This window comes from Hydrogenophaga sp. A37 (genome assembly GCF_002001205.1).
In the GTDB taxonomy this organism is placed as follows: domain Bacteria; phylum Pseudomonadota; class Gammaproteobacteria; order Burkholderiales; family Burkholderiaceae_C; genus Hydrogenophaga.
Map to the genome: position 1 here is coordinate 19,485 of NZ_MUNZ01000181.1, position 10,726 is coordinate 30,210.

Here is a 10,726-nt window from a genome sequence, read left to right on the forward strand (position 1 = left end):
CGAAATCCTCAGCGAGCAGCTGCGTCCAGCGACAGGCCTGCCAGGCTGCGCATCACATCGTCCACCTCTTGCCCGATACCCGCCAACCCCGTGTACTCCAGGGGCGCTTCGGGTGTTCGCAGGCGGTGCGCCTCGTGCTGCTGCGCCAGCGAGGATTCGACGCTCTGGTGAACCACGGGCGGCGCGTGCTGCACCATGGTGTCGCGGACCACCGGTGCCTGCGCCGGGGCCGTGGTGGCCGTGGGCTGGCTGCCCTGCAAGACCAGCATGGGCACCTCCACCTTGGGCAGCAGGCGCTCCTTGAACGTCGACTCCTTGAAGTAGCGGATCTTCTCGCCCATCACCGGATGAGCCATGCCTTCGACCAGCAGGATTTGTTTGTCGTCGCCCATGGCCTTGAGCTCCTGCGGCAGCATGAGCGCGCGACGTTCGTCGCTCTCGCTGCGCGTGTAGCTGCTTTCGCGCGAACGGCTGCGGCTCACACTGTCCTTGCGCATGGCGGTGTAGCCCAGCATCTCGCTGTATTCATTGGCATCCTGCTGTTCGCGCGGCGCGAAGATGATGCGCAGCGCATGGTTGGTCATGATGGTGCGCGCGGTCTCTTTGCCGTAGGTGGACTCCAGCTGCGCCATGCTCTGGATGATGGGCATCAGCCGCAGGTTGTAGCCGGCCATGAAGCTCACCGCGCTGGCGATGATGTCGACCCGACCGATGCTGGTGAACTCGTCCATCAGCAGCAGACACTGGTGCTTGAGCTCGGGGTTGGCCTGCGGCAGCTCGCGCGTGTTCTGGTTGATCAGCTGGCTGAAGAACAGGTTGAGGATCAGGCGGCTCTCGGCCAGCTTGTTGGGCTGGATCACCACGTAGATGCTCATCTTCTGCTTGCGCACGTCGCGCAAATCGAAGTCGTTGCCGCTGGTGGCCGCGTCCACCACCGGGTTGAGCCAGGGGTTCAGCGGCTCCTTGAAGGTGCCCATGATGCTGGCGAAGGTCTCGTTGGCCTGCCCCAGCAGCGTGGCGAACGCGGTGCGCGCGCTCGGGCTCAGCTGTGGCCAGGCCGCCAGCTCCGACAGGTAGGCCTTGATCTCCTGCCCCGGCCGGCCAGACGCCAGACGGTACAGACCGCCGATGGTGGGTGCATCGTAGGGGGCGTCGAACTGTTCAGAGAGGTACGCTGCCTGCTCGAAGGCGTACAGCGCGAAAGCCACAAAGGCGTTCTGCGCCTGATTGGCCCAGAACGGGTCCTTGTGCAGGTCCGACACCGGGTACAGCATGGCGGCGATGCTTTGCACATCGCTGATGCGGAAATGTTCGTCCCGCGACACATAGGACAGCGGGTTCCAGCGGTGCGTGCGTCGGTCTTCGGCGAAGGGATTGAAGAGGTACACAGCCTGCCCATAGCGAGCGCGGAAACCGCTCGTGAGGTCGAAGTTCTCCTGCTTGATGTCGAGCACCACGACCGAGCCCTGATAACTCAGCAGGTTGGGAATCACGATGCCCACACCCTTGCCCGAACGGGTGGGTGCGGCCAACAAGGCAAACTGCTGGCCGTTGAAGTACACGAACTTGCCGTCCTTCTTGCCCACCACCAACGCCGTGTCGTCGGGCTTGAGCATGTGGCGCTCTCGCAGGTCACCAGCGGTCGCGAACCTGGCCTCGCCGTACAGGTTGGGTTTTTTACGGAACAGCATCAATGCGGTCAGCGCCACCAGCACCAGCAATGGCACGGCAAACCCGATCACGCCGCTGCTCTTGATCACCCCAGCGTGGGCGGGCACGTCCGAATAGGCCGACCAGTAACGCCCGTAGTCCAGCCACCCCATGCGCGCCCATGGCATGTCCAGGCGCCAGAACAGCACCAGACCGCTCAGGTACAGGCCTGCGAACAGGGCTGCCGCCAACAACACCAGAAAGAACAGCAGCTTGGCTTGCCTCATGGCTTGCTTTTCCCATCACCCAAACGCGCGATCTGATCCTTGTAGCGACGCAACTGATCGCGGGACCAGTCGTAGCGGCACAGCTCGGTCGCTGCGGGCAGGGCCTTGACGGCCACCGCCTGCTCCCGCACCTGAGCAGCGCAACGAGCGTCGCGGTAGAGGTGCCAGCTTTGGTGGTCCAGGTCCTGCGTTCTGGCGTAGGCCTCGGCATAGCCTTTGCCCTGCAAGCCGATCAGGGCCTGCTTTTTCCCCATGCGGTACTCGCGCACCATCGTCAACAGCACACGGTCTTGCTCAATGCGCGCACGGCGACAGCCGATCAACTCGGGCGTCAGCGGGTCGCAGACCGCTTCGACACGCGCCACCGCAGCCCCCTTTGGGGCCACCTCCGGCTTAGCCCGAACCCAGCGCGCGGTGGAGGGCGAAAAGCAGTGGTTTTCCTGCTTGGCATGGCCGGCGGCATTGACCAGCTTCAACGACAAACAACCCGGTGCGGTCGACTCAATCTCGCCAGCGTTGGACACCACGTCCACCTGGGCAAAGGTGCCCGTCTTGGCATCGAACTGGTACAGGCTGTCGACCGGCAGTTTGCCGTCCATGGCAAACAGGCGCGTGACCTTGAAGTCCAGCAAGCCGTCGCCGTTGAAGTCCTTAAAGTCCATCCAAGCTTGCCGGTCCAGTCGGCTTCGCGGCATCTCAAAGGCGTGTGGCAGGGCCTGCAACTCCTTGCCGGCGCGGCTCACCACGATGTAGCCCGAACCGACCTCACCCTCCGCCGCATCGGCCTTGTCATCGAACTCGAAATCAAAGTGCAAACGGCCCGCATCGGGACCGATCTGCTGAGACAGGGTTTCAAGCCCGCTGCGTTGGGGCTGTAGAAAGTCGAGAGGCAGTTGCCCACACGCGGCCAGTGTGGCGGTCAGCAACAACGCACCCAGTCTTTTGGTCTTCATCGGTCATCCCTGTTTCATGTGTTTGATGGGCTGTCACACAGCCCCCAGCGTCTCAAGCGCGCGCCATCTCCTGGGCCGGCACCGCCTGTGGCGGAACCTGTGCCAGTGCCGTGGCATCTCCCCGGCGGCGCTCGAGGTCCGTGGCGTTCTGCAAATGCACGTCTGCAGATGCCTGGAAAGCCTCTCGGACAGGAAAGTCCCACATCGCACCGGCAGCATCCTTCATGGCCACACGGCTGCCGTCCAGGCTCAATCCCATCCAGCTCGCCCCGGGACCCATCTGGTGCTGAGCCGCTGACCGCACTGCGTAAGCCTGCACCTGCTCGATCTGTTCAGCTGAAAGGCCCTGGTTCGCCAAACCGGCACCGAGGCTTTGTCGAGCCTGTACGTGAACGGCACCCAGCGACTCCCCGAGCGCCTGAGAAGCCAGCTGGGCGGGGCGAGCGGCTGCGGCGAACACGCCGTTCATGGCCCGTTCGGTCTGTTGAACCGGCTGATTCAGGCGTCCGCTGGACGCCAGTTCGTGGAATTGCCGCTCGATTTGCGTCCGCACCACCTGCTTCTCGGCATCCGGCATGCCGGTGTTCAACATCCGATGGTCGAACCGCTGCTGCAGCAGCACGTGGTTGTCTTTCTGCACATCGGTCAGGCGGTCGTCCTTCAACACACCGCGCATGTGCTCGGGGAAGGTCTCGAAGCGCCCAGGGTCAGCATGCACCGGCGTCGTTCCCCGCGAACCGCGCTCGCCCTGCACCCCCCATTGCAGCAGCGGCTTGGAACGCGCCGGGTCGCCGTCGACAGGCTCGCTGTACAGCTTGTCGCCATTGCGCGCGGTCTGGTAGGCCTCTGAGTAAAGCGGTATCGGCTCGTCGGCATTGAAGCGCAGGCTGGCGGGAACGTCCGCCACGCCCACCCCGCTGTTCTGAAAGTATTTGGTCGAGCCTTCCAGCGCAGCGGCCGCCGTGCCCCGCTGGTGAGAACCCCCGCCGATGCCGCAATGGTTGCCATGCAGGTTGACGGTTTTGACGCGCGGGTCGAGGCTGTAGTCGGCCGCCTTGAACTCGGTGCGAAATTCGTCATCGGCCCGCACCACCAGCACATCGCCCTTCACATTGGGCGGCAGGCGCATGTCTCCCTTGATGTAGCTGTGCACGGGGTCGAACATCACCATGCCCTTGACCTCGATGCCGCCGGGGGGCGCCAGTCGCCTGCCGTCCTCTGTCACCAGACCCTTTTCGTTGAGCATCTGGGCCAGCAGCACTTGGGACGCCGTTCCCCGGCTGAAGCCGACGCTGGCAAGGCTGATGTCTTGGTGGGTGGCGGTGGGGTTGTCGCGGAGGAAGTTGTCGGCTTGCTCTGCCAAATGTCGATAGGATTTGTTGGCAGCGACTTGCACCGGTTCTGTGGGAAACGGCCCCGACTGGAGCAATCCGCCCATGTCGCCGCCCGTACCCACCCCGGGGTAATAGCGGACCTTCAAACTTTCATCTGACTGCGATGCATCCAGAGCCTGTCTGTGCAGATTGGCGACGTTGGTCGGATACGGGTTCCCCGACAGCTTCAAGTTGTCTTTGTCGTTGTTTGTTCCATCGAACGCAGCAAAGAAAACGAACTTTCCGGCTTGTGCACTGTGAAGCTGGCCCATGGCGTCACGTTGCACTTGCACCTGCTGAATTTCAGTGTGCGTCAGATTGCGCTCAACGGTGGTTCCCATACCCATTCATCCCTTGATCAGATTTATCTCGGCAGGTCGTTGGCAGGGTAGACCTCAAAAGTCTCCCGATACCTGGACAACCTGGTCTTCTTATTGGGTGGCAACTCGCTGTTGCGAACCTTGGGTGTGATCACATACACATAGAGCTGTCTGCCCTCGATCACAAACGTCACACCATGGTCGGTCATGTCCTTGGGCAGACGTTGACGAAGATCCACCTGATCTTCAACCAGCTCGCCGGTCGCCTTGATGCGCCATTTGACGAACAGGAAATCGCCTACAGGCATCGAGCCGCTGACGCCCTGTGTTGGAGGCAACTGCTCCTTGCCCTCGTGAATCGGGTGCTCGGGCTTGATGACACTTGCTCGAACCATTCGGTACTTGTCACCGTAGCGGTACTCCAGCAATTCATGAGCTGGATACCACTTGTCGTTCCAGCCATCAAATGTGAAATCGTGCCATGGCTCCGCCACCTTGGTCGCACACGCCGTGGCCAATGCCAGGGTCATCAAAACGCCCACAAATGTCCGCCGAGTTCGCATCAGGTCACCTTTGAGGAAAATGCAGCGCCAATGGCTACCAAAAGAAGGGTTTGAAAAGGTCGGCGCGCGTTCAATACCCGCATCGCGCAAACACAGCGGTATCCACCTGTTCGCTCGATGGGTCTTCGACCCGGCGGCTGGACCAGTGCAGCTCGTTCTGGCGCAGTTCAAACACATAGGTCTGCAGCACCTTGGGCAACTCATACGGTGGCGCGTCCACCAGCGCCTGCATGCGCCAGGTGTTGGCGCGGCGCGGCGCCACATCGGTCACAAAATGCATGGTGTTCTGACCGGCCGCGGCCCACAGAATCATTTGCCTTTCGCTGACCACCAGCGCTTCGGGATCTGGCTCCACCGGCAGCTTGCTCAGGTAGTTCGCGCACTTGGCCGCGCCCGCCTCAGACTTCGGAAACCACATGCCGCGCATGTCCACCGGTGTGATACCGGTCGCAGGCGTGGCGGCCTGTGCAAACGTGGCCGATACCGCCAGCAGCGGCAGCACAAAACAACGGAAAACAGGGTGTGAGATGTTCATAGTGGTCATGCGTCCAAATCCAGCTTTCGCTGGGGGTCAAAGTCAATGCCGGTGATGTAGCGCCGGCCGGCGTGGGCCTGGATGTGCACGATCACGTCGATCGTCAACATCAGCAGGCGTTTGATTTCAGAAAAGGCCAGGCCAGACCCTTCTGGCGATGCCTTCACCATCAGGGCCATCTGGTCCCAGGTCTGGCTGGTGCTGCCGGCATGGCAGCTGGTGATGGAGCCCGGATGGCCCGAAGCGCAATTGCGGATGTAGTAGAACGATTCGTCGCCCCGTATTTCGGCCAGGATGATGCGATCGGGCTTCATGCGCAGGCAGGCCTCCATGCAACCTTTGGCGGTCACGTTGGCCGTGCCCTGCCCACCGCGCGAGTAGATCAGGTGCACCCGGTTGGGCTGCTCAATGAACAGCTCGCGCGCGTCTTCGATGGTGATCAGCCGCTCGTCGTCCGGGATGTGCGTCACCAGCGATTTCATGAACGTCGTCTTGCCACTGCCGGTGGCACCCGAGACCACGATGTTTTTCTTGTAGTGAACCGCCTTGCTGAAGAACCCGTGGTAATCGCGCGCCCGCTTGAGCGCCAGCAACTCCTCGTCCATGGCGGTGAGTTTGTCGCTGACCTCCAGAATATTGGCAAAGAAGCCGTCTTGCTGGTACTGGTTGAGGGTTCGGGTGTGGCGCGACGGCAGTCGGATCGTGATCGACACATGGTCGGCGGGCACCGCCGGCGGCATCACGAACTGCGCCCGCTGCCCTGTGGGAAAGGTCAGCGAGACCACCGGATCGACGGCCGTGATGCGCTGCCCGGTCTTGCTCTCATTGACCACCGTGGTGCAGAACTGGCGCGCCCGCTCAAAGGTTAGTCCCGGCACATCGATGCGGTCCCAGCCGTCCACCGTCTCCAGAAACACCTCGCCGGGCCGGTTGATGCAGATCTCCGTCACCCTCGGATCGCTCAGAAAGCCGGTGATGCCCAGCACGTGGTACTGGTACTCCAGGAACTCCGTCGAGATGTGCGCGATCTGTTCCGCGCCAAGGTCCACACTCATGTCGCTGACTGCCCATTGTTCATCGCATCACGCTGGAAAAGTCCACGTCGCGGGCGGTGAAGATGTTGATTACCGTGCCATTGAGCACCGTCACCGTGGCCTTGCGATTGGCCGAGCGTTCCAGTATGTCGGTGGCGGCCCTCTTGGCGGTGGATGCGGTGGCGCTTTCCCAGGGGTCGTAGCTCAGAACCCGGCCCGAAGTGGAAATTTCAGTGGTGCCTCGAATGTCGTTCTTGTTGGCAAACTTCTGGCCCGCCGCATCAATGCCATCGGCCAGCAAGCTCACCAGCATGGCCGCACCGATGCGCTCGCCCCAATGACCGTTGTAGTCACCTGGAATGCCCGCGCTGCCAAGGGCGTCGGTGCCACCGCTGTCTATGCGCACATCCAGCCCGGTCGTGGTCAGCACCCGGGTCCACACCACGCCCACGCGGTCAAAGTTCTCATCGGCGTATTTGTACTCACCAGTCACTTTGGAACCTTTGTCGATCAGCAGGCGGCTGCCATTGACCGAGTAGATGGGCTCGGTCACGATGCAGGACGTCATGCCCGGCAGCGTGGAAACGATTTTTGTTTCCAGCGAACAGCGAATGAAGGTACCGCGCGTCAGGGTGAACTCGGCATTGGCCAGCGCTTCGACCGCACCACGCTTGACCGTCGAATATTCGTCCTCAAACAGCTGGTTCTTCTTGCCCTTGTCTTGTTGGGCCGCGATCAGGTTGTTCTCGCTGGCCATGCGCCGTGCCAGCAGATCGTCCTTCTCCGGTGCAGCACCGGGCGCACCCGCTGCCTCGCCCGGCATGGGTGGCAGGTCCGCCTTCGCCACCACCACCGGTGCGGGTTCGGGTGGCGGAGGCAGCTTGAGCACGGGCTTGTTGGGCACCGTGACCTCTTCGTAAGTGACCTGCTTCTTCTTGTCGTCATCGTCGGCCGAGAAGGCGTTGCTGGCCACCCACAGCGTCATGCCGATGGTCGCCAGCGACACCAGCACGATGTAGGCGATGGCCGTCTTGTTGACACCGCGTGTCAAACCTGCCGACAGCTTGGGCATGTTGTCGGAGAGCACGGGGCCTTGCCCACTGCCTTGGGGAAATGGATTGTTCATGGGTTCCTCCTGAGTCCTACCACGTCATTGCCCAGGCGCATCACCAGAAACGGGTACACGCCCAAAACCACCATCACGTTCTTTTCGCTCTTGGTGTTCACCACAAACTCGTCACCGCTGCGCGCGTTGCGCCCGAAGACGGCTGGAAAATTCGCCATCGGCGGCAGATGGATGTAGGTGAACTGACCGTTGTCGTAGACCCGCGTGGGCACGATGGTCGAGACGTCGGTCAGCGCCGAATAGTCGTAATTGAGGTGATAGCTGCTCTGCGAATTCAGCGCAGCGGCCGTTGGCGAGAGCACGGCGTTGGCCGAGGCCAGCGTGCTGGCCTTGTCGGGCGTGTCGCTGCCGTAGACAAAGCGAATCTTGTAGAACACCCCCGCGCTCTTGGCCTCTTCCAGCGTCTTCCACTTGGTGGCCGACACCCGCAGATCCAGCAGGTACGAGCGCATGTTGGTGCGGATGTACATGTTGGTGTCCACGTCCACGTTTTTGGGGCGGATGTAGAAGATGTTGTCCCGCCGCACCAGTTCCCAGCCGTCGCTGAAACCGGTGCCGAAGTCTTTCACCTGTTCCTGCGGGCTGATTTCGATCTGGGTGGCGATGCCCAGCCCGGTGTTCACCCGCACCACCTGGTCCTGGCGGTAAGGCACCTCACGCACTTCCTGGGCGTGCGCGGCCCCTATCCAGGCGCTGGCAGCCATTGCCACCATGGCAACGGCCCTGCTGTATTGGTTGGTTGGTTTCATTCTCGAGCTCTCCCTTTTCGGTTCGATTCAGTGTGGCGGGTTACTGGCTGGCGGTGGGTGTGGCTGGCGCCCCGGGTAAGGTAGTCAGTGCGCCTGGTGTGGCTGGCGCGAGCTCAGCAGCGTTGGCGGGTTGGTGGAGCGCGCGGGCGCCCTGGCCATCAGCGCCGCGGTGCATCACGCCCTCTTCTTCCGTCAGCAACGGAATGCCGGTGTCAGGGGTGTTGGCCTTGAACACTGGAGCGTTGAATTCGTCGTCCACCCGGAACGAGGTCACCTGAAAGCCCAGCGGGTTGCGAAGGCGCAGGTTGTCGCTCATCTTCAGGTTGTTCTTGTATTCGTAGCTCATGGTGCCGACGTGGCTGCTCAGGTACTCGCTGCGGCCGGTGGTTTTGTCGAACTTCCACTTCTCGAATCGCACCGTGGCGCCGGTGGGCCGCGCGCCGCGCTCTTCGTCCAGCCCGTTGAAGACGATGCTGTTGATCTTCACGCGGATGGCGAAATTGCGGCCCCACTTCTTCTCGGGGCTCGCAGGAGTGCCGTCGAACTGCTGCACAAACAGACCTTTGACCTGATCGTTCGACATCGCCGCCACGTACTCCCAGTCGTGCTCATTGATGGTGTCGTAGTCATAGCCTTCCCGGGCCATCACAAATCGGGCCACCTGGCTGCGGTTCAGCGCCTCGCTGGCATAGATGCCAGTGGCCGCCACGTTGTCGCGCAGCGGCGATACCGTGCTGGTGCTGCGCTTGAGGTCCACCGTCACCAGATAGGGCACCTTCTCTTTGAGCGGCAGCATGTAGGCCACGCCCGCCGCCAGCAGCAGCGTGAGCACCATCGAACTGATGGCCACGATCCAGGCCCGGCGCTCGCTGCGCTTGACCATGTCGACCACATTCGACTCGAAGTCCATCGACTTTTTGAGCACCTGCTCGGACGCCTCCGACAGGTTTCGCTTAAACAACGCCATGCCTTACTTGCTCTCTTTCTTCGTCATTTCACTGTTTCGCTCCGTTGCCAACGGCTTGCACTGCGGCGCTCAAGGCAGTTTGGTCACCAGCATCGTTCGATTGGGTGCCACCTGAATGCGCAACTTCTGGGCTGCGTAATTGCGGCGCACGGTGTTAAGCCCACGCTGCAGGTTGTTGTCTTTGATCGATTCCAGGCCACTCACCAGCGTCAGATCGCTGGGAAATTGCCAGTCCAGCGTGCCACCGTTCTCTTTGGCCCAGCGCTCGAGCATGTGGCGCAGGGTGGCATCGGTGGGCAGCATCTGGAACTTGGGCAGTTCAGTCTCTTCTTTGAGCGGAATCTGCTGCGGGTTGGCGGCCAGCGTGTTGACCGGCTTCCAGTTGTCGGCCATATCGACCGCCTGGGGCACCGCGCAGGCCTGCAATAAAAACGCAGCCCCAATCAAGATGACCGGGCGCGGGGAAAGCAATGAAAGACGGGCAATCGTGTGTGACATGGCTAAATGAATGAGTACGGAATAAGTGGCGAAAAATCTCGGGGTGTTTATGTGCAAATTTCAATGGCAATTTCAATCACGCAGTCTTGGTTGGAACAGATGTTGAATGCCTTGCTGGCGACAACTGCGCCGGTGCCGCCGCCCCCACCAGCCCGCGCGGCATGGCATGCACGGGCGTGGCCTTGGACTGGGCAAGAGCGACCGCCATCTCAGGAGCGGCGCTATTGGGGCGAACCACCTCCGCGCGACCCGCTCCCTGTTCAATCACCCGGCTGCCGCCAATCGACCCTGCTTTTGCGCCTCCGCTGTCGACATGCAGTGCGCCGCCCGTGCCCAAATGTGCCTGCTTGACGAACACCGCGTCTTCCACATCGGTGCCGTTGGCGTACTTGGGCGACCAGCCAGTGCTACCGGTTGTGGTGGTGTCCGAGCTCCCCCCATCCGCAGGCGCTGATTTGCTCAGCACCTGGCTGCCTGGACGGAATTCATCACCAGATTGCAGGCCTCTAATCTGCGCAGCATTGCTATTGCTCGATGACGCCAAGCCAACTGCGCCTGGGCGTGGCGGGCCCAATCCTGCGCCACCCCCATCCGCGCCTCCCAAGTACTGGCTGTTGGCGCGGTTGATCAACCGCGCCAACAGCCAGTACTTGGGAGGCGCGGATGGGGGT

The 10,726-nt window shown here is 61.9% G+C and carries 11 protein-coding genes; all 11 read right to left on the reverse strand.

Features of this window, described 5'->3' with window-relative positions:
• Positions 1 to 8: 8 nt before the first annotated feature.
• Positions 9 to 1,937, reverse strand: coding sequence for a type IV secretory system conjugative DNA transfer family protein (locus B0E41_RS24095; RefSeq protein WP_077335290.1), 1,929 nt, complete (start codon positions 1,935 to 1,937; stop codon positions 9 to 11).
• The gene (locus tag B0E41_RS24100; RefSeq protein ID WP_077335292.1) at positions 1,934 to 2,890 is read right to left on the reverse strand and encodes a hypothetical protein; all 957 of its coding nucleotides are present in this window, start codon (positions 2,888 to 2,890) and stop codon (positions 1,934 to 1,936) included. Before B0E41_RS24100 ends, B0E41_RS24095 begins: the two co-directional genes overlap by 4 nt.
• 52 nt (positions 2,891 to 2,942) lie before the next feature.
• Positions 2,943 to 4,604, reverse strand: coding sequence for a DUF2235 domain-containing protein (locus tag B0E41_RS24105; RefSeq protein WP_171984864.1), 1,662 nt, complete (start codon positions 4,602 to 4,604; stop codon positions 2,943 to 2,945).
• 23 nt (positions 4,605 to 4,627) lie between these two features.
• Positions 4,628 to 5,236, reverse strand: a complete 609-nt coding sequence (locus tag B0E41_RS24110; RefSeq protein WP_143434000.1) for a hypothetical protein — start codon at positions 5,234 to 5,236, stop codon at positions 4,628 to 4,630.
• Positions 5,217 to 5,681: a hypothetical protein gene (locus tag B0E41_RS24115; protein WP_077335298.1), complete on the reverse strand. Its 465-nt coding sequence runs from the start codon at positions 5,679 to 5,681 to the stop codon at positions 5,217 to 5,219. The genes B0E41_RS24110 and B0E41_RS24115 overlap by 20 nt, the downstream gene beginning before the upstream one ends.
• 5 nt (positions 5,682 to 5,686) lie before the next feature.
• Positions 5,687 to 6,736 carry a P-type DNA transfer ATPase VirB11 gene (virB11, locus tag B0E41_RS24120; protein WP_077335300.1) on the reverse strand — a complete coding sequence of 350 codons (1,050 nt, stop codon included), beginning with the start codon at positions 6,734 to 6,736 and terminating at the stop codon, positions 5,687 to 5,689.
• A 19-nt stretch (positions 6,737 to 6,755) separates the two neighbouring features.
• Positions 6,756 to 7,841, reverse strand: coding sequence for a TrbI/VirB10 family protein (locus B0E41_RS24125; protein WP_077335302.1), 1,086 nt, complete (start codon positions 7,839 to 7,841; stop codon positions 6,756 to 6,758).
• A complete protein-coding gene (locus B0E41_RS24130; protein WP_077335304.1) occupies positions 7,838 to 8,590 on the reverse strand; it encodes a TrbG/VirB9 family P-type conjugative transfer protein in 753 nt (250 codons plus the stop codon). Before B0E41_RS24130 ends, B0E41_RS24125 begins: the two co-directional genes overlap by 4 nt.
• 40 nt (positions 8,591 to 8,630) lie before the next feature.
• Positions 8,631 to 9,557, reverse strand: coding sequence for a VirB8/TrbF family protein (locus B0E41_RS24135; protein ID WP_077335306.1), 927 nt, complete (start codon positions 9,555 to 9,557; stop codon positions 8,631 to 8,633).
• A gap of 69 nt (positions 9,558 to 9,626) precedes the next feature.
• On the reverse strand, positions 9,627 to 10,112 hold the full coding sequence (locus B0E41_RS24140; protein WP_143434001.1) for a hypothetical protein: 486 nt from the start codon (positions 10,110 to 10,112) through the stop codon (positions 9,627 to 9,629).
• A 19-nt stretch (positions 10,113 to 10,131) separates the two neighbouring features.
• Positions 10,132 to 10,726, reverse strand: a 595-nt coding sequence (locus tag B0E41_RS26865; RefSeq protein ID WP_216350816.1) for a hypothetical protein, incomplete at its 5' end; no start/stop codon positions are given.

Coding starts and splice junctions, on each gene's coding strand:
- B0E41_RS24095 (WP_077335290.1), bottom strand. CDS start 1,937: ATGAGGCAAGCCAAGCTGCTGTTCTTTCTGGTGTTGTTGGCGGCAGCC.
- B0E41_RS24100 (WP_077335292.1), bottom strand. CDS start 2,890: ATGAAGACCAAAAGACTGGGTGCGTTGTTGCTGACCGCCACACTGGCC.
- B0E41_RS24105 (WP_171984864.1), bottom strand. CDS start 4,604: ATGGGAACCACCGTTGAGCGCAATCTGACGCACACTGAAATTCAGCAG.
- B0E41_RS24115 (WP_077335298.1), bottom strand. CDS start 5,681: ATGAACATCTCACACCCTGTTTTCCGTTGTTTTGTGCTGCCGCTGCTG.
- virB11 (WP_077335300.1), bottom strand. CDS start 6,736: ATGAGTGTGGACCTTGGCGCGGAACAGATCGCGCACATCTCGACGGAG.
- B0E41_RS24125 (WP_077335302.1), bottom strand. CDS start 7,841: ATGAACAATCCATTTCCCCAAGGCAGTGGGCAAGGCCCCGTGCTCTCC.
- B0E41_RS24130 (WP_077335304.1), bottom strand. CDS start 8,590: ATGAAACCAACCAACCAATACAGCAGGGCCGTTGCCATGGTGGCAATG.
- B0E41_RS24135 (WP_077335306.1), bottom strand. CDS start 9,557: ATGGCGTTGTTTAAGCGAAACCTGTCGGAGGCGTCCGAGCAGGTGCTC.